The organism is Nitrobacter sp. TKz-YC02, assembly GCF_049852135.1.
Taxonomy (GTDB): Bacteria; Pseudomonadota; Alphaproteobacteria; order Rhizobiales; family Xanthobacteraceae; genus Nitrobacter; species Nitrobacter vulgaris.
Genome location: NZ_CP180728.1, coordinates 947,609 through 966,053 on the forward strand (window position 1 = coordinate 947,609; position 18,445 = coordinate 966,053).

The following is an 18,445-nucleotide window of genomic DNA, read 5'->3' on the forward strand; positions in this document are numbered from 1 at the left end:
GTTCTCGTCGATGACGAAGGAACGAACATGACTACGAAGTCTCGCAGCAGGAAAAGTTCTGCCGAACGGGTTGTCAAAGACATTCGCCGCGCCACCCGGCGCCATTTCTCGGCGGAAGATAAAATCCGGATTGTGCTTGATGGCTTGCGCGGTGAAGACAGCATCGCTGAACTGTGCCGCAAGGAAGGGATCGCTCAGAGCCTTTACTACGTCTGGTCGAAGGAGTTCATGGAGGCAGGCAAGCGGCGGCTGGCCGGTGATACGGCGCGAGCTGCGACAAGTGGTGAAGTGCAAGACCTTCGCCGTGAGGCGCATGCCCTGAAGGAGGTGGTTGCCGATCTGACGCTGGAGAACCGTCTGCTCAAAAAAAGCATGATCGCGGATGGGGGCGAAGGCGAATGAGATATCCCGCATCCGAAAAGCTTGAGATCATCAGGCTCGTCGAGCAATCGCATCTGCCGGCGAAGAAGACACTCGACAAACTGGGCATTGCACGTCGAAGCTTCTATCGCTGGTATGACCGTTACCTTGAGGGCGGGCCGGAAGCGTTGGAAGATCGTCCTTCCCGGCCAGGTCGCGTGTGGAACCGCATCGATGCCGATATCCAGGGTCAGATCATCGAGATGGCGCTGGAGCAATCCGAACTTTCATCGCGCGAACTGGCAGTGCGCTTTACCGATGAGAAGCGCTACTTCGTCTCCGAAGCCAGTGTCTATCGCCTGCTCAAGGCCCACGATCTCATCACCAGCCCAGCCTTCATTGTGGTCAAGGCGGCTGATGAGTTCAAAGACAAGACGACAGCACCCAACCAGATGTGGCAGACCGACTTCACCTACTTCAAGATCATCGGCTGGGGGTGGGTGTATCTGTCCACCGTACTCGATGACTTCTCTCGATATGTCATTGCCTGGAAGCTGTGCTCGACCATGCGCGCCGAGGACGTCACCGATACGCTCGAACTGGCCCTTGCAGCTTCAGGCTGCGACAACACCAAGGTGTTGCACAAGCCCAGACTGCTCAGCGACAATGGTCCCAGTTACATCGCCGCCGAGCTTGCCGAATGGATCGATGCCAACGGCATGAGCCATATCCGCGGCGCACCGCTGCATCCGCAAACCCAAGGCAAGATCGAGCGATGGCATCAAACCCTCAAGAACCGCATCCTGCTCGAGAACTACTTCCTGCCCGGCGATCTCGAGTGTCAGATCGAGGCATTCATCGAGCATTACAATCATCGCCGTTATCACGAGGGCATCGGCAACGTCACACCCGCCGACGTCTACTTCGGACGTGCACAATCCATCATCAAACAGCGTGAAAGGATCAAACGACAGACAATCAAATATCGGCGCTTGCTCCACCGCAAAATCGCCGCTTAACATCAACCAACAAATGAGGCCCGCTCTCCGCTAAATCTCGCCGCTCTTTGCGCCAAATGTTTTGATGACGGACACCCCAGACGTTACTCAACCTCGCCTATGTGACAATTCCTGATGGACCGGATCCTGCGGAGGCGGGCTATGTACTCGCCGGTGTAGTGAGCGCGAGCACCGGCTTCATCCAGAACTACATCGTTAACCTGACGGCGACCTCGAATGTCTGGACCGTATTCCCGAATCCGGAAAACTTCGACACGCTGAACGATATGGCGACGGGGGCTCCGGCCGGAGCCCAGTATGGCGGTTTGTACCAGCTCTACTCGCTGAGCGGTGGCGTATCGCTGACGTTCACGCCGTGGCGCGGCATTTTCCCGGGACCGCCACCGGCTACCAAGTTGACGGTTCCAGCAGGCGCTTCGGCGCTGTCGACCACGCCGACCGGCGCCGGTGGCAGCACGGATCTCTATGTCGCTGCGACGGGCGGCATTTACCTGTTCCCGGCGGCTGGTCAGGCGAGCGGCGCCTCGGGCATCCAGATCATTGCCGATGACTCGCTGGTCGACGTCGCATCGCTGGCGGCGAACGTCGCCGGCAATCAACTGAGTATCTGGGGACGCACGGACGCGGGCGTGGTGTTCTATTCGCGCTGCGCGCTGGGATCACAATCGGACCCCACCGCGTGGTCGGCACCCATTCCCCTGCTGACCGGCGTCGATCAGTTGGCCACGATGCTCGATCTGAGCACCGGCGCCAGCGTGCTCTCTTCGCACACCAGCGGCCAGCAAGTGGTGAAGCTGCAACAGGATCCGGTTACCACGCAATGGCGGCAGTCGTCGATCCTGCTGCCGACCCTGTCGATCGACGACGTCTGCGAATTCTACACGACGCGCGTCGCGGTGGTGGACAAGAATCAGCTCCCTCTCGTCGGCCAGCAGTTTACGATCACCTCGACCAGCCCCTGCGGCGTCTACATCGAAGATGTGTACATGCAGCTTTCGCCGACAATAGCGTTGCCCGCCGGAGAACTCGGCGGCATAGGCGGCGCGATCGAAGCCTTTGCGGGCGACATCTTCAAGTGGCTGGAACACGCGATCGACAAGGTGAAGCAGTTCTTCGTGCAGGCCATCGGCGACGTGACGCACTTCTTCATCCAGATCGGCGAGAAGCTGTATCACTTCGTCATGGAGGTCATCGACGACGTCGCGCATGGCATCCAGTTCATCCTGCACGCGATCAAAGTGGCCTGGGACAAGATCGTCCAATGGGTCGGCTTCATCTTCTCGTGGAACGACATTGTGCGCACCCACAAGGTGCTGAAGAGCATCTTCAAATGCTACATCGCCGAGGCGATCGCCAGCATCGCGACGGTCAAGGCGGATATCCAGGCCGGCTTCACCGAGGTTCAGAACGTGGTCGACACCTGGGCCGGATTGGTGCCGGACAACAACGTCAGCGCGGCCAGCCTGTCGAAGAACAACGCGGCGCCGCAAGGAAGTTCGACCCCGCAGGCGAACTACGGCGCCCAACACGTCAAGTCCAGTGGAAGCAGCGCCGCGACCCCGTACTCGCCGGCAGCGCCGGGCAGCAGCGTCGCGGACCAGTTGATGGCGGCGCTGACCGAGGCGTTCCAATCCGAGGAGCACAACTTCAAGTCCGCCTACGAGGCGATCAAGACCCAGGTCATCGACGAGATCCACACGATGACGCCGCTGGAAGCGGTGAAGAAGGTCGTGGCTATTCTGTTCGACCTGCTGCTTGAGACGGTCGAGACGCTGACGGTGGCGATCATCGACATCCTGGCCGCCCTGGCGGAAGGCGTGGCGGATTTCCTCGACGCACCGCTCGACATTCCGGTTCTGTCCTGGCTGTACTCGAAGATCAGCGGCGGCGACCAGCTCAGCCTGCTCGATCTCGCTTGCCTGATCGCGGCGATCCCGGTGACGATCGTGGTCAAGATCGTTTCCCAGGAAACGCCCTTCCCCGACAACAGCTTCACGACCTCGCTGATCGATGCGCAGAGCTTCTCCGATATCCAGGCGCTGTATCAGAATCAGCAGACGCCGACGCTTGCCGCGCGCGCCGAGGGATTGGGCGCGCAAGCGGCCCCGCCGCAGGCCGTGTCCAACCGGTTGGCCGCTATCCTGGATCTCACCGGCGGGCTGGCGGCGACGATCGGCTCCATCGGAGTCGTGGTTTTCGGCGCGCTGAAAGCTGAAACACAGGATTCGGTCGTGTTCGCGGCGCTCTACGCGGTGTCCTACCTGCCCTATGTGGCCCCGGACATCACCGGGCAGATCGTCGGTGGCACGAAGGCGACATGGGACGTGAAAATGAACACGGCGGTCATGGCGGTGGGCACGATCAAGACCTTCGTCGATGTGGGGCTGTGCAAATACCAGGAAGGCGTCACAAAAGGCTTCCTGCAAGGCTGGAAGAAATTCTCACCCTGGGGCGAGATGATCATCAACATCGTCTGGGAGGCGCCGGTGATCGGCAGTCTCGTGCAGAACCACGACGAGGACCAGGACTGGGCGGGCTTCGTCGGCAACACCGGCTTCAACGCCGGAGGCTGGATCACGCCCGGCACGGTCTATGGACCGGAGCCGAGCAAGGCCGGGTTCACGGCGGCGGTCGTCGGGCTGACGGGCCTCTACGGCATATTGATGCCCCTACAGGGCGGCATGCTCTACGCATCGCTGATCAAAGAAGCCGGAGGAACTGCATCGAGTGCTGATCCAGAGTAACTCGATTCAGCTCTTCTGAATGACGGGCGCCACCAAGTACCATCCAGTACCGATGGAGGGTTCTCCTTCGGCCAATACAGACGGAACATCGGGATGAACGCGCCGTCAGGAGCCAGTTCGATTCCTTGGCTCGATGCGGATGGTGTAGCCCTCGAACGTGCGCTCACGCTGTCATTGCTGTCGCTCAGCGCCACGCTGATCGGCATCGTCGTGCTCGGGCAGATGCCGGAGTCGGTTGATGTCCTCCGTATTGCGCTGGTGGTCGCAAACGTCGGATATGACCAAACCCAAATCCATCAAACTCTAGAACTTTACGCCCAATCGCAGTGCAAAGTTGTGGATCTGGGTCGTTCCTTGAAAGCCGAGCGCGGTGGTGTAGTCGAAGCCGAGCGTGGCACCGTTGCCGACCGGGGCGTCGAAGCCGAGGCCGACCGCGACGTAGTCTCTGGTGAAGACATTAATGCCGAGCGTATAAGGCAGGCCGTTCTTGAGATCGGCATAGCCCATGCTCGCCAAGCTCGAGCCGGTAAAGTCGTGCGTGTATTCCAGCCGGCCGCGTGCTTTCAGAATGCCCCAGTCCCGAAGGAAGGCATATTCGGCACGCACGCCCACGACGCCTGCCAACATGCTTAGGGTTTGTTTGCCGAAGGTGAGATCGTAGGAAGCAGCGCCGGTTTCAGTGAAGGCGTTGAGCTGTGTCCACGCGGCTTCCATGCGGCCGTAGGACGACACAAGGAGACGGTTGTTCTTGTATTCGTAACCGCTGATGATCGAGCCGAACACTTGGTTGCCGGACCGATCGCCGGTCGCCATGCCGCTGGTCGACGTCACGAACCGCCCGCTGCCGAAATCCAGCGCGCTATAGCCGAGCAGGCCGTCGATGAACGCGTTGTTTCGCGGGTGGTAGCTGCCGTAGATGGCGGTGCTGAACGCCTGGCCGTTACTCCGCGTAGCGTTGGTGCCGACATCGACCGAGTCGCGTCCGTAGCCAAGACCGATGCCCGCGGTGAATCCGGGCGAGAACCGGTAGTCCGCCCCGCCGCTGACGCCGATCAGCGTGTGGCCAAGGCCGATATTGTATCTGTTCGTCGTGCCGAAGTTAACGAACCCACCGGTCCACAGGGCGAGGTCGCTCGGCGATCCGCTCTTGGGCGGAGGGGTCTTGCTTGCCGGCCTTGAATTGCCGGTATCGTTTGGCGCGTAGGCGAATGCATTACGAGTCGGATCATAGGGACTGGTTTCCCGGGCATAACCCAAAGCGTTCGGATCGGCCGGGTCTTGAGGGGCGCCGAGCCGCACATTCATCGATGTCGCTTCACGGCTCGAATCGTCGTGAAGCTGTTCGAGCCTGTCGCGGAAGTTGGTGATCTGCGATCGCGCAAAACGGTTGGCGCTTTGCGCCTGGGCGTTAAGCAAACCGATGACCTCGCGGTCTCGCGAGGGGTCCGGGCGCGCGACGACCGTGAACGTCACCGTGCCGGGTGCCGACGTTCCCGATGCATTTGAGAGCGTATAGCGAACAATGACGGTCGAGGCGGCGCTTACTGCAGAGGCATAGACGAGCTGCCACTGGGCGCCGTTCTGCACGATGCTCGTGGTGCCATCCGAAGCCGGCGGTGATGTCACGATTGCGGCCGCGGTGAAGGGACCTCCCGTCGCTCCCTGCGTCAAATTCACCGTTCCCGATGCGCCAGCGGCGAGTTGAAACGTATGGCTTGTTACCGTCGGTACCGGAGCCGAATAGGTGAAACCGTTCGGAAGGGAAGCGGTACCGCCGGGGGCGGTCACCGCGACCGCGACTGCGCCCGCCGCGTGCGCTGGCGTGGTCGCCGTGATCGTGTTGTCGCCGTTGACGGTGAAGCTCGTTGCCGTTGTTCCGCCGAACGTCACCGCCGTTGCACCCGTAAAGCCGCTGCCGGTGATGGTCACCGAAGTGCCGCCGGCCGTCGGACCACTGTTCGGCGCGACCGAGGCCATTGTCGGCACGGGCGCGGAATAGGTAAAGCCGTTCGGTAGGTTGGCGCTGCCTCCTGGCGTGGTCACCGCGACCGCGACTGCGCCTGCCGCGTGCGCCGGGGTCGTCGCGGTGATCGTGGTGTCATTGACCACAGTGACGCCGGTCGCTGCCGTTCCGCCAAATGTCACCGCCGTTGCACCCGTGAAGCCGGTGCCGGTGATCGTGACCGAGGTGCCGCCGGCCGCTGGACCGCTGTTCGGCACGACCGAGGTAATCGTCGGCGCGGGAGCCGAATAGGTGAAACCGTTCGGAAGGGAAGCGGTACCGCCGGGGGCGGTTACATCGACCGCAACGGGGCCGGCTGCGTGCGCCGGCGTTGTTGCTGTGATGGTGGTGTCGTTGACGACGGTGACGCCCGTCGCGGTTGCGCCGCCGAAAGTTACGGTTGTTGCGCCTGTGAAGTTCGTGCCGGTGATGGTCACTGACGTTCCGCCGGTGGCCGGGCCGGTGTTCGGCGCGACAGAGGTGACCGACGGGGCCAAAGCCGAATAGGTGAAACCATTCGGAAGGGAGCCGGTGCCGCCAGGCGCGGTTATCGCAACCGCGACTGCGCCCGCCGCGTGCGCCGGCGTCGACGCAGTGATCGTCGTGTCATTGACCACGGTGATGCCCGTCGCCGCCGTTCCGCCGAATGTCACCGCCGTTGCGCCCGTGAAGCCGGTGCCGGTGATCGTGACCGAGGTGCCGCCGACCGTCGAGCCGCTGTTCGGTGCGACCGAGCTGACCGTCGGCGCGCCGGCATGGATAATGACCGTCACATTGGCGGGGGTCGATGAGAACGGACCCGTTCCTGTCGAACTGTCCGTTGCTCTGACCGTGAAGTTGAAAGTCCCGGCAGCGGTCGGCGTACCGCTTAGCGTACCGTTGCTTTGCAACGTGGTGCCTGCCGGAAAGGCGCCGGAGGCCAGCGCGTAGGTATAGGGTGCGGCGCCGCCGCTCGCGCCCGCGATGGACTGGCTGTAGGCCACGCCCACGGTGCCGGCGGGCGGGTTGGCCGGCGTGTAGACAATGCTGGGCGGCGACACCGTGATCGTCGCCGTGGCCGGCGCGGACGTTCCGGCCCCGTTGGTGGCGGTGTAGGTGAAGCTGTCCGGACCGGCATATCCGGCAGTCGGCGTATAAGTGATCGACGTGCCGCCGGCGGTCGCCGTGCCGTGGGTGGCCTGCGTACCGACGGCCACCGACGTCGGCGTACCGCCCGTGATGTTGAGCGTAACCGGGTTGTTGGTGCTGCCGTAGTTCACCGTCGCGCTGACCGGGTTCGCGACCGGCGGCACGTTCTGCACCGTGATGGAGGTGGGGACGACCCGAAAGTAAGGCCCCGGTGAAGCCCCGCCCAGGTTGGGGCTGCTGTCGGTGACGACAAGGTCGACATTGTAGGTGCCGACGCTGGTGGGCGTACCGCTGATGACGCCGCCGGCCAGCGAGAGGCCCGGCGGCAACGCGCCACTCTGGATCGAAAAGGTATAAGGCGCCAGCGCGCCCGATGCAGATAGGCTGTGGTTGTAGGGTGCGTTCAGGTTGGCGGTAGGCGGTGCCCCGACCGTGATCCCGGACGACGGGTTGGGCACGGTCACCGTGTAGGACTTTGTGGTTGTCAGGCTGGCGTTGTCGGTGACGGTGAACGTGGCCGAATAGGAGCCGGCCTGGTTGGGCGTGCCCGAGACGGTGTTGCCGGCAAAGCTCAGGCCTGGCGGCAGAGAGCCGCTGGTCAGGACGAAGCCGTATGGCGCCGTGCCGCCGCTCGCGCTCAGCGGCTGACTATATGGGACGCCAACGTTCGGTGTTGGCAGCGAGGAGGGTGAGACAGTGATCGGGCTCGTGGGAGCGGCGACCGCGACGTTGATGGTGAACGGGTTGTCGCTTGCATCGGTCAGGACGAAACTGTCGCTGGTCGCACCGTCGCCGTTATTGGTGTAGGTAACGATGCCCGCGCCAGCCTGGACGCTCACCGTGCCATGAGACGGAGGCGACGAGAACGGAGCGACGACAGTATCCGGATAAGGGTTCAGCCCAAAGGGATCACAGAGCGTACCGAGCGTGATGGTGATCGAGCCGCCGGACGCCATCGGCGAGATCGCGGGCGAGGTGTTCGCGTCGGGCACATTGAGTGTGCCGCACGCGGCGTTGGCCGCACTCGGCATCGCTAGGATCAAGGCAGATAGCGCGAGCCAGAGGTACGGCATGTGAATGAGCCGTGACCGCGCCAGGGCAGACAGCAGGCGACCGAAAGTTTTCCCCGAGGTCCACAACAAGCGCAGGCGTCTAGATCGGTCGTCCACCATTGCCCCGCCCTTCCTGCATCGCAGGTGTCGCACTGAGGAAGGCTCGGCAAACGTCCGCTGCAATAATCTTCGAACGATGATGAAGCTCAATCCGACCGGGACCCGCTAACATTGCGGTCTATCGACGTTGGTCTCCGTGCAACAAGTGGAAGTTGTACACGAGCCAGAGATCAGTTCAAAAGAGAAAATATCGCGTGTTTATAGAAAAATAAGTGAACAAACGTTATGCTTGCAAGGTTCCCGCATTTGCGCAAAACTGCTGGAGTGCGCTGGCATATGCGACATCGCCAATGCTCGGGGGCAGCATGTCAGAAGTATTTATGGGCCAGGTGATGCCGGTCGCATTTCCGTTTGCGCCGAAGGGCCTTGCTCAGTGCGACGGTCAGCTTTTGCCGATCGCGCAGAACCAAGCGTTATTCAGCCTGTTGGGCACGGTCTATGGCGGCAACGGAACAACCACGTTCGCTCTCCCGGACCTGCGCGGGCGAGTGCCGGTGGGCTTCGGTCCATCGCTCGACCCGAACTGGCAGGCCTCCCCCTACGCGCTCGGAGAAAAAGGCGGCACGGAAAACCTCACGCTGACCACCGCGCAATTGCCGTTGCACGTCCATCAATGCGCAGGCACGAACACTCAGAGCGGTCAACGCAGTCCGGCGAATGCGCTCTATGCGACGAACAGCGCGCCGATCTATGGCCCCGCCGGAACCGCCGAGGTCACCCTGGCTACAGCGAGCATTGCGCCGGTTGGCGGCAATCAGGCGCACCCTAATATGCAGCCTTACGCCGCGATCAATTTCTGTATCGCGCTGACGGGGATATTCCCTTCCCGAACCTGATACGCACGTTTAACTGATTTGAGAGCGGACAATGAGTGATCCTTATGTTGGAGAAATCCGGCTGCTCGGCTTCTCCCGCGTTCCGAATGGCTGGCTTCCCTGCAACGGCTCGCTCCAACCGATCTCTCAGTACGACGTGCTTTTCACTCTGATCGGGACAACCTATGGCGGCGATGGCGTGACCACCTTCGCGCTGCCAAACCTCAGCAGTCGAGTTCCGATTCACTACGGCTCCGGTCCAGGACTATCGCCGCACATTCTAGGCGAGGTCGGTGGAAGCGAGTTGGTCACCCTGCTATCGACGCAAATACCGCAACACGATCATCCGATGGTCGCGACAACCGAAGCGGCCAATTTCGACCAGATCACGCAGAAGGTCGAGTTCGGAGCGGTCTCGGGCGACACCATGTATACCAACGATGTGACTGGTGCCGCCGCCGCCACGACTGCTCCAACATCGACCTCCGTCGCCGGCGGCAATGTTGGACATGATAATCTGATGCCGACGCTGACGGTACAGTTCTGCATCGCCTATAACGGAATCTTCCCGAGCCAGGGCTAAGTTCGTCCGCCCTATCCAAACTTTCGAAGGTGCAGCCGCCATGGAACCATTCATCGGTCAGATCCAGATATTCGGCTTCAACTATGCACCCCGTAACTGGGCTTTGTGCAACGGAGCAACTTTGGCCATTCGGCAGAATACGGCGCTCTTTTCCCTCCTCGGTACGGCGTATGGCGGGGACGGCACGACTACCTTCATGCTGCCGAACTTCGCCGGCCGCACCGGCTGCAATCAAGGCCAGGGCGCGGGTCTGACGCCGCGTAGTATCGGTGAAGCCTTCGGTGAAAACAGCGTGACATTAACGGCGGACCAGATGCCGTCGCATTCTCATCCATTCACGGTCTATAACCAGACCGACACGAGCAAGCGCACGGGCGCGCCGGCCAACGGTTCATCGCTCGTCGTTCCGCAAAACAGCACGCCTTTCAGTTCGAGCGGCACAGCGAATACGCAGTTCTCACCCAGCATGGGTGGCGTGGCGGGCGGAAACCAGCCGCACGAAAACCGTCAGCCTTACCTCGCCATGAATTTCTGCATCGCACTGTCTGGCGTCTTTCCATCGTTTGGTGACGCCGTTGCCTGATATGCCGGCCCTGCCGGATTTTCCGGCGCGCGACGGCGATATTCCTGTCTGCGCCAAGCCAGTCACGTTTCAGCGCGCCACGCGCGATAACCTGACTTTTCTGCGCGAACTGTATCGCTCGTTCCGCATCGACGAGTTCGCGTCGCTCGGCTGGTCTGCCGAACAGGTGCGCGCGCTTCTGGACCAGCAGTTCGATCTCCAGCATCGTTCCTATGTGGCGACTTTTCCGCAGGCGGATTTCCTGCTGATCCTGTGGGAAGGGACACCGGCCGGCCGGCTCTATCTCGACGCTAGCCATAACCATTGGCGTATCGTCGATATCGGTCTTGCATCGGAGCGGCGCAATGCCGGTCTTGGATCCACGGTCATACGAGCCCTTAAGCGACACGCGCAAGCCTCGGCTGCCGCGAGCATCGTGCTTCACGTTGCCTGTGAAAATCAGGGGGCGCAGCGGTTCTATCGCAGGCTAGGCTTTCGCGAGGTTGCGCGCGAAGAACCGGTTTGCGCGCGGATGGTATGGTCTCCAGAGCCGCGACAGGTTGATTTGCCTGTCGTCAATTGAAAATCGCCTGGTAGACGATCCCTTGCCGATCGCGCGCCACCGGCACGATGAATATCTCGATCGGCCCGACGGTCGCGTTCGTCATGCGGTAGATCTTCTGCGGGAGGACAACAGGCGATTCGCTGCGAAACAGTAGAGAGAAAGGCTGCCGCATCGTGGCCGCGAAGCCGTGTTGCGACAAGGGGCGCGCTTCCGACAACGTCAAGGCAACCGATGTCGTTCCAAAATCGACGTCGAACCCTTGCCCCAGGCAACCGGCGAAGCGCTCCAGTGTCATCAAATGCATGCGATGAGTCCCCCTCTGCCTGCCCGGTTCATCGACATAAACTGCTTAAGAACCATGCCTTCGAGCATCGGAGCATAATCCTGCTGAATTGCAGCCGCACTCGAAAATTCGGACCCAAGCGAAATCGTAGGCGGCAATCTCGAAGCGAATGCCGCAAACTCATTGGCATCGAGTGTCATGCTCTGCCACTCGTCGCTGCACTATCGATCACCCCTCCGCAAACCTCATCGCCGAAAGCGCCGTATCTGGATCGGAGCAAAGCTATGCAGCAGCCTCTAGTCCCGCTGGTCCAGATAATCCGTTAGATCATCTGACGACGGACAATTCTGGCGCGGCAACTTAACCCGAAACAAGCCGAAGCGTTGATATGACCTCAAAGCGCTGGCAGACGGGATCGGTTCTAAGCACTCCTAGGCGCAACTATTTGAAGCGCATGATCGCTATATCTCGACCTGCGCAACAGCTGGAGCAGCACGTAACGCAAGCGTTCCATCGTGCAGGCTTTGGAAAAATACCAACCCTGAAGGCCGTCGGCACCGAGTTGCTGAAGAAGCGCCGCCTGCTCTTCAGTCTCGATTCCCTCAGCCGTCACGGATTTGCCGAGAGCATGGGCGATATCAATAATACCTTTGACAAGGACCAAGTCTTCTCCACTCGCTGGTAGGCTGGAAATGAACCCTCGGTCTATTTTGACACGGTCGATCGGTATGCGCCGGAGATGGGTAAGGGACGCAAAGCCTGTTCCGAAGTCATCGAGCGCGAGTTCGACGCCGGCATCGTGCAGACGTAATAGGCGGTCTTGAAAGCTCTGGAAATTGGTCCCCAGAAATACCTGTTCAACGACCTCGACGCAAAACCGGTCGGGTGAGATGCCGGTCTGGGCCGAAAGTTCGAAAAATCGATCTACAAACCGATCGGATCGAAAATCCGCATTGGCCACGTTAATGGCAAGGCGGTCCACAGGAAGGCTCTCCTCCAGTATGCGTGCCATGTCTTTGAATGCTCGTTCGACAACAAACATTCCGATTTCCGACTCCAGCCCAGGATCATTGATCTCCGGTAGAAATGCACCGGGCGTGAGGAGACCGCGCTCGGGATGCTGCCATCGCAGCAGGCCTTCCAGCGAGATCGACTTGCCGGGAACGGTTGGTACAACAGCTTGATAGTGGAGACTGAACTGGTTTCGATCGAGACCCGCCTCAACAGCCTGCAGCAACGCGCTTTTGTATTCGACTGCTAATTGGAGGCGCGGTGCGAAACATTGGCGTTGATCTCGTCCTGAAGCTTTTGAGTGATAAAGCGCCATATCGGCGGCCTTGAAAAGCCCATCAGGTGTCTTGGCATCCATAGGAAAGGCGGCCACGCCAATACTAGCCGTATATCGGTGTTTAATATCACCCAGCCAAACAGGCTGTTTGATACTGTCCAGCACCTCGTCCAAAAGAGCTGGAACATCTGCACACGCCTTGTCAGATATCACGATTCCAAATTCGTCGCCGCCAAGCCTGGCAATGAAAATATTCTCTGCCTCAAAAGCGCGAAGCCGCTCTGCAAAATTTTTGAGGAGATTATCGCCAGCAACATGGCCGAACGTATCGTTGATTTCTTTGAAGGCATCGATATCGATCAGGGCCAGGTAAACCGAAGTATGAATGGAATTGCTCAGTTCGAGCGTGGCCGTCAGATACTCCTGAAACCGTCTTCGATTGGCAGTGCCGGTTAAGGCGTCTGTACTGACGGCATGGCGCAAGTCCTCCTCGATCTGATGGCGCCTCGTAACGTCAAAGCGAATAGATGTGTAACTATCCGGATTGCCGGCGGCATTCAGATGGGGAACGATAGTCGTATCGACCCAGTAGGTTGTCCCATCCTTCCGACGATTGCAGATTTCGCCGCGCCATACCTGCCCTCGGGCGATCTGTCGGTACATTTCGCGAAAGAACGTCTTGTCATGAGCATCCGAGCGCAGGAGTCGGTGATTTTGCCCGATAAGTTCGTGCTGCGAATAGCCCGAAATTTCACAGAATTTATTGTTGACGTGTGTGATTGTGCCCTGAACATTGGTAATGGCCACGATGGCCGTGGCATCGAGCGCGTAGTGAATGAATCCCGTTTCGGATTTGACTACCTCTACCTCACCGAGATCATTCGGCCCGTGAGAGTGTTGAGCCACAATCATCCTCCCATCGCTTCTTCCTCCAGATTACGGCGAAACGTTTAACAATAATCTGGCGGAGTTCCGATTGATCGGACGCGGACGTGTTGCATTAAGCACCAGCGGCCTTGGCTCTGAACGAGGTAATGTCTGTCAATTAGCTATAACTTTTTCCTTTTTTTCGAATTCTATTCCGCGTCGGGCTGACGGCCTGGTTCAGCCATGGCAAATGCCTTGAGACCCGAGGCTGTAGCGTCGATCTCAAGGATTCGTTTATACGGCGAAAGATCAACACCGAAACGTCGCGCATTGAACACCTGCGGAACAATGCAAATATCGGCTACCGTCGGCCGTTCGCCGAGCGCAAAGGGTCCCGGCAGGTGCGCAAGACGGGCTTCGATTGCTTCGAATCCGACTTTGATCCAGTGCTGCGACCATGTTGTGCGGGCGGCCTCATCGACCCCCATTTCGGCCAGCCGATTCAAGACACGAAGGTTTCCGATGGGATGAATGTCGCTTGTCACCACCAGCGCGATTTCGCGCGCGATAGCGCGTGTTTTCGGGCTGGATGGCAGCAGAGGGGGACTGGGGTGCGTTTCATCGAGATATTCGATGATCGCGAGTGATTGAGCGAGGCGAAAGTCGCCCTCGATCCAATAGGGCACCAGTCCAGCCGGGTTGATGTCGCGATAGGCCTGCTGGGCTTGTTCGCCTTTGCGCAAATGTACGAATTTGGTCTCCGCGCTCAATCCCTTGAGTCCGAGCGCTATGCGGACGCGGTAGGCTGCGGTTGACCGGAAGTATCCGTATAGCAAAGCGTCGCTGTTGTTCATCTCGCAGTTTCACCTTACGGCTTGGTCGGATCGAAACGGCGCTCAAGCCCTTGCCAACAATCCGCGTAGTCGTCTTGCAGCGCGTCGGATGTTGCGGCATATTCGGTCACGCGCTGTGGGAAGCGTGTTTCGAACATGAAGGCCATCGTGTCGGTTAGCTTGACGGGCTTGAGTTCGGTATTGCTGGCATGGTCGAACGCCTCGCGGTCGGGCCCGTGAGGAAGCATGCAATTATGCAGGCTAATGCCGCCAGGTAGGAAGCCCTGCGGCTTGGCGTCGTAAACGCCGTAGATCAAGCCCATAAACTCGGACATGATGTTCATATGATACCAGGGTGGGCGGAATGTGTTTTCCGCGACCGCCCAGCGCTCCGGGAAAATCACGAAATCGATATTCGCTGTGCCGGCGATTTCCGAAGGCGATGTCAGCACGGTGAAGATCGATGGATCGGGGTGATCGAAGCCGATTGCACCGATTGGCGAGAACCTCCTTAGATCATACTTGTAGGGTGCATAGTTGCCGTGCCATGCCACGACATCGATCGGGGAGTGAGGCAGAGCCGTGGACCATAACGCTCCACCCCATTTTACGAACAATTCGGTTGGCTTGTCGTCATCCTCGTAAGCGGCGACCGGAGTGAGAAAGTCGCGTGAATTGGCAAGACAGTTTGCGCCGATGGGCCCCCGTTCAGGTAGCGTGAACGCGCCGCCGTAGTTCTCGCACAGATAGCCGCGCGCAGGGCCGGATGGAATTTCGACGCGAAACTTGACGCCGCGCGGAATGACGGCAATTTCGCCCGGCTCGGCGTCGATCACGCCGAATTCGGTGACGAAGCGAAGGCTACCCTCCTGCGGTACGAACAGCATCTCGCCATCGGCATTGTAAAAATGCTGATCGACCATGGATTTCGTAATGAGATAGATATGCGCGGCCATGCCGACCTGAGTGTGAGCGTCGCCCGCGGTGGTCATCGTTCGCACGCTCTGCACGAAAGTCAGCTCGTCCTCTGGGATGGGTGTAGGACCCCAGCGCAGTTGCGCGATCGGCATGTCGTGCTCGAGGCACGGCGCACTGCGCCAGAGTCTTGCATCGACCTTAACGAAACGCCCCGAATGACGAACCGAGGGGCGGATACGATAAAGCCACGAACGTTCGTTGGCGCCGCGTGGTGCGGTGAACGGCGAGCCGGACAGTTGTTCGGCGTACAATCCGTAGGCGCAGCGTTGAGGTGAATTGCGACCGATCGGCAATGCGCCCGGTCGTGCTTCGGTCTCGAAGCTATTACCAAAGCCTGACATATAGCCGGGCGTCACGTTGGCACTGCTGCGATTGACGGCGACCGGATCGAAGTTGGTGTTCATCGCCTTATCCTCCCTGAAGGGCCGCCCACATCTCGCGGTCACGGTCCGCGGTCCAGATCACCGGATTGTCGATGCCCGATGCCTCATCGAAAGCCCGGGAGACGTTGAACGGCAGGCAGTGTTCATAAATGGCGAAGGTCGAGAATTTCGGGTCCATGATTTCGCGTGTCGCGGCGACCGTCTCCTTCAGGCTGTGCCCTTTGGCGACGGACAATTCTGCCGAGCCGTACAATGCGGTGACGAAATCACGTGTCATCGCAATTGCCTCCCGTGTGATGGACCGACCATTGAGGGCGTCACCGCGGCCGGGAGCGACCGCCTTGGGATTGAATTTAAGAACTTCATTCAATGTCGTCGGCCATTCACGCAAATAAGCATCTCCGCAATAGCAAGCGGAATGGTATTCGATCAGATCGCCTGAGCACATCACTTGCGCATCGGGGACCCATGCCACGATATCTCCGGATGTGTGGCCGGCACCCAGATGCATCAACCTCACTGCGCGCTTGCCGAGATAGATTGTCATCTCAGTCTCGAACGTAAGTGTCGGCCAAGTCAGACCCGGGATGCTTGCGGCATCACGGAATAGCCGTGGAAACCGGCCGAATTCGGATTCCCAATCCTGTTGTCCACGCTCTTCGATCAGCCTGTGCGTTTCTTTCGAGGCGACGATTCCCTGTGCGTGATATGCAGAAGCGCCGAGCACGCGCACTGCATGGTAGTGCGATAGAACAACATACTTGATGGGTTTGTCGGTTACGGTCCTGACGCGTTCGACGACGCTGGTCGCCATCGCGGGCGTCGCCTGCGCGTCAAACACAATGCAGCCGTCGTCGCCGACAATGACCGCCGTATTTGGATCGCCCTCGGCGGTGAACGCATAGATGTCGGGGCCGATTTCGGAGAATGTGATTTTCTTCTCCGCTATATCAGTCGTGGAAGCGAAACCCTTGGCGCTCATTTGTTTTCTTTCGTCTTCGAACTCCACTCACCCGCACTGATCATTCCCAAGGCGTCGCTTTGCTAGCAAAACCGCCTCGCGAAGGACCTCTACATCCCCGATATGATTGGCAAGAATCAAAACGAGGGCGGTATCGAGCGACGCGCTCTGCTCATCGCTCAGGCCACGATGCGCCTCGACCACCAGGCGATAAGCGGCGTCCGGGTCAGGAAAGTTGGACTGCGTCGAAAGCGTCATGGCATGCCCTCGATTAGCGCACTCGCCCGCGCGATTGCGGCTTGCACTACGGGTAACGTGGGATGTCTGAACCGCGCCGCAACGTATCCATCCGGTCGAAGCAAATAGGCGGACCCATCGGACGCATCATAGCGCTTCGCGAATAGTCCGGATGTGTCGCGGAGTGGTGCATTGGGTCCGATGCTGATGCAGTGACAATCAAGCGGATCGAGAGCCGATCCGTTTCCGGATTCCAGCAGAACAAAATTGTCGCAGGCTGCTTTGAAAGCTTCAGTAAGATAAACACGGTCGCCGTTCGTAGCCGTCAAAGGCGCGTCCACGATCGGCGCGCCCGGAGGTGGGCCGGCACGCCATGTGTCGACGTCGCTCGTAGACAATGGCGTATTGTAAGTTGACGGTGTTGCTAGCCGTCCGCCGTTCACCATGCGCCTGGCGAAATCGACCTCCTTGGCAAGTCGAAGCACGGCATAGCGCATCCGCCGTTCGTGGTTTGAATGGGGGGCAATGAAATCTGTCGAGCGAGTCGACGCACGAATATTCTCATCCGCCGCTGCGCTGCGCTCGCTCTCATAACTATCGAGCAGGGAAACCGCAGCCTTGCCCCGCAAGACGAGGGCGATCTTCCAGGCTAGGTTTTCGGCATCCTCGAGCCCGGAATTCGCACCCCGTGCCCCAAACGGGGAGACTTGGTGAGCGGAATCACCTGTGAAGATAACCCGTCCATGAATAAACCGCTGCATGCGTCGACATTGAAACTTATAGATCGATATCCATTCGAATTCGAATTCCCTGTGTCCCAGCATGCGTTCGATCCGCGGCCGCACATTCTCCGGTAACCGTTCGACGGCGGGGTCCGCGTCTGGGCCAAGTTGCAGATCGATGCGCCATACGTCGTCGGGCTGGCGGTGAAGCAGCGCGGACTGCCCGGAATGGAATGGCGGGTCGAACCAGAACCAGCGTTCGGTTGGAAACGCGGCCGCCATCTTTACGTCTGCGATCAAAAATTGATCGTTGAAGGATTCGCCGGAAAATTCCGCACCCACGAAACCCCGCAAAGCCGATCGCGCGCCATCGCAGGCGATCACGAAATCAGATTTCAATTTGTAACGTCCATCCGGAGTCTCGATCTCAACAACGGCGTGGTCGTTGTGCTGCTCCAGGCCAACGACCTTGTTTCGCCAGCGCAGATCAATCAGCGGCAATTCCTGAACGCGGTCGACCAGATAAGCTTCGGCATAATACTGCTGAAGATTGATGAAAGCCGGCATCTTGTGCCCTTCTTCGGGCAACAGATCGAACCGGTAGACCATCTCATCCTTGAGGAATATCTTGCCGACTTTCCAGGCAATTCCCTTTTCGACCATCCGTTCGCCGACACCGAGGCGATCCCACAATTCCAGCGATCGCTTGGAAAAACAGATCGCCCGCGACCCGTCACCGATCCTGTCTGTATCATCAAGCAGCACGACGGCTTGTCCGCGCTGTGCCAAATCGATCGCGAGTGAGAGGCCAATCGGCCCGGCACCGACGATGATGACCGGATGGTGCGCAGCTTTACCTTCAGTGCGCTCCTGATCGGGGTGCGGGCGATAAGCAAATTGCCTGACAGACCGCTGGGTCATGGTCGCTCCGGATCAAGCTCCG

15 protein-coding genes are annotated in these 18,445 nt (G+C 59.5%); 6 read left to right on the forward strand and 9 right to left on the reverse strand.

Annotation, left to right across the window (positions count from 1 at the left end):
- Nucleotides 1-27: 27 nt before the first annotated feature.
- Nucleotides 28-1,379 (forward strand): IS3 family transposase gene (locus tag ACM561_RS04480; RefSeq protein WP_425905397.1). Its coding sequence is split into 2 segments (ribosomal slippage): nt 28-364 and nt 364-1,379, totalling 1,353 coding nucleotides; the frame shifts between segments, so codons are not numbered across the junction.
- 158 nt (nt 1,380-1,537) lie between these two features.
- Nucleotides 1,538-4,123 (forward strand): hypothetical protein, encoded by a 2,586-nt coding sequence (locus ACM561_RS04485; protein ID WP_425908362.1) that lies wholly within the window; start codon nt 1,538-1,540, stop codon nt 4,121-4,123.
- Nucleotides 4,124-4,426: 303 nt separating this feature from the next.
- Here ACM561_RS04485 and ACM561_RS04490 read toward each other — a convergent pair whose 3' ends face one another.
- Nucleotides 4,427-8,326 (reverse strand): IPT/TIG domain-containing protein, encoded by a 3,900-nt coding sequence (locus ACM561_RS04490; protein ID WP_425908364.1) that lies wholly within the window; start codon nt 8,324-8,326, stop codon nt 4,427-4,429.
- Nucleotides 8,327-8,730: 404 nt separating this feature from the next.
- On the opposite strand from ACM561_RS04490, the gene ACM561_RS04495 reads away from it, so the two are divergent.
- The 4 genes from ACM561_RS04495 to ACM561_RS04510 are packed head-to-tail and all read left to right on the forward strand — an operon-like array spanning nt 8,731 to nt 10,968.
- Nucleotides 8,731-9,261: a phage tail protein gene (locus tag ACM561_RS04495; RefSeq protein WP_425908366.1), complete on the forward strand. Its 531-nt coding sequence runs from the start codon at nt 8,731-8,733 to the stop codon at nt 9,259-9,261.
- A gap of 31 nt (nt 9,262-9,292) precedes the next feature.
- Entirely contained in the window at nt 9,293-9,823 is a 531-nt protein-coding gene (locus tag ACM561_RS04500; protein ID WP_425908368.1) for a phage tail protein, read from the forward strand.
- Nucleotides 9,824-9,863: 40 nt separating this feature from the next.
- Nucleotides 9,864-10,406: a phage tail protein gene (locus ACM561_RS04505; protein WP_425908370.1), complete on the forward strand. Its 543-nt coding sequence runs from the start codon at nt 9,864-9,866 to the stop codon at nt 10,404-10,406.
- Nucleotides 10,390-10,968 (forward strand): GNAT family N-acetyltransferase, encoded by a 579-nt coding sequence (locus ACM561_RS04510; protein ID WP_425908372.1) that lies wholly within the window; start codon nt 10,390-10,392, stop codon nt 10,966-10,968. Before ACM561_RS04505 ends, ACM561_RS04510 begins: the two co-directional genes overlap by 17 nt.
- Here the strand turns inward: ACM561_RS04510 and ACM561_RS04515 are convergent.
- The 8 genes from ACM561_RS04515 to ACM561_RS04550 all read right to left on the reverse strand — a co-directional run bounded on the left by ACM561_RS04515 (nt 10,961) and on the right by ACM561_RS04550 (nt 18,423).
- Nucleotides 10,961-11,254 carry a DUF6916 family protein gene (locus ACM561_RS04515; protein ID WP_425908374.1) on the reverse strand — a complete coding sequence of 98 codons (294 nt, stop codon included), beginning with the start codon at nt 11,252-11,254 and terminating at the stop codon, nt 10,961-10,963. The two genes, ACM561_RS04510 and ACM561_RS04515, sit on opposite strands and share 8 nt — an antisense overlap.
- Nucleotides 11,245-11,433, reverse strand: coding sequence for a hypothetical protein (locus tag ACM561_RS04520; protein ID WP_425908376.1), 189 nt, complete (start codon nt 11,431-11,433; stop codon nt 11,245-11,247). Before ACM561_RS04520 ends, ACM561_RS04515 begins: the two co-directional genes overlap by 10 nt.
- Before the next feature lie 221 nt (nt 11,434-11,654).
- Nucleotides 11,655-13,427 carry a putative bifunctional diguanylate cyclase/phosphodiesterase gene (locus tag ACM561_RS04525; RefSeq protein WP_425908378.1) on the reverse strand — a complete coding sequence of 591 codons (1,773 nt, stop codon included), beginning with the start codon at nt 13,425-13,427 and terminating at the stop codon, nt 11,655-11,657.
- A gap of 170 nt (nt 13,428-13,597) precedes the next feature.
- Entirely contained in the window at nt 13,598-14,242 is a 645-nt protein-coding gene (gene maiA, locus ACM561_RS04530) for a maleylacetoacetate isomerase (RefSeq protein ID WP_425908380.1), read from the reverse strand.
- A gap of 14 nt (nt 14,243-14,256) precedes the next feature.
- Entirely contained in the window at nt 14,257-15,603 is a 1,347-nt protein-coding gene (gene hmgA, locus ACM561_RS04535) for a homogentisate 1,2-dioxygenase (protein WP_425908382.1), read from the reverse strand.
- Nucleotides 15,604-15,607: 4 nt separating this feature from the next.
- Nucleotides 15,608-16,564, reverse strand: a complete 957-nt coding sequence (locus ACM561_RS04540; RefSeq protein WP_425908384.1) for an MBL fold metallo-hydrolase — start codon at nt 16,562-16,564, stop codon at nt 15,608-15,610.
- A 27-nt stretch (nt 16,565-16,591) separates the two neighbouring features.
- On the reverse strand, nt 16,592-16,801 hold the full coding sequence (locus ACM561_RS04545; protein WP_079447923.1) for a DUF2783 domain-containing protein: 210 nt from the start codon (nt 16,799-16,801) through the stop codon (nt 16,592-16,594).
- The gene (locus tag ACM561_RS04550; protein WP_425908386.1) at nt 16,798-18,423 is read right to left on the reverse strand and encodes an FAD-dependent oxidoreductase; all 1,626 of its coding nucleotides are present in this window, start codon (nt 18,421-18,423) and stop codon (nt 16,798-16,800) included. Before ACM561_RS04550 ends, ACM561_RS04545 begins: the two co-directional genes overlap by 4 nt.
- Between the last annotated feature and the right edge of the window lie 22 nt (nt 18,424-18,445).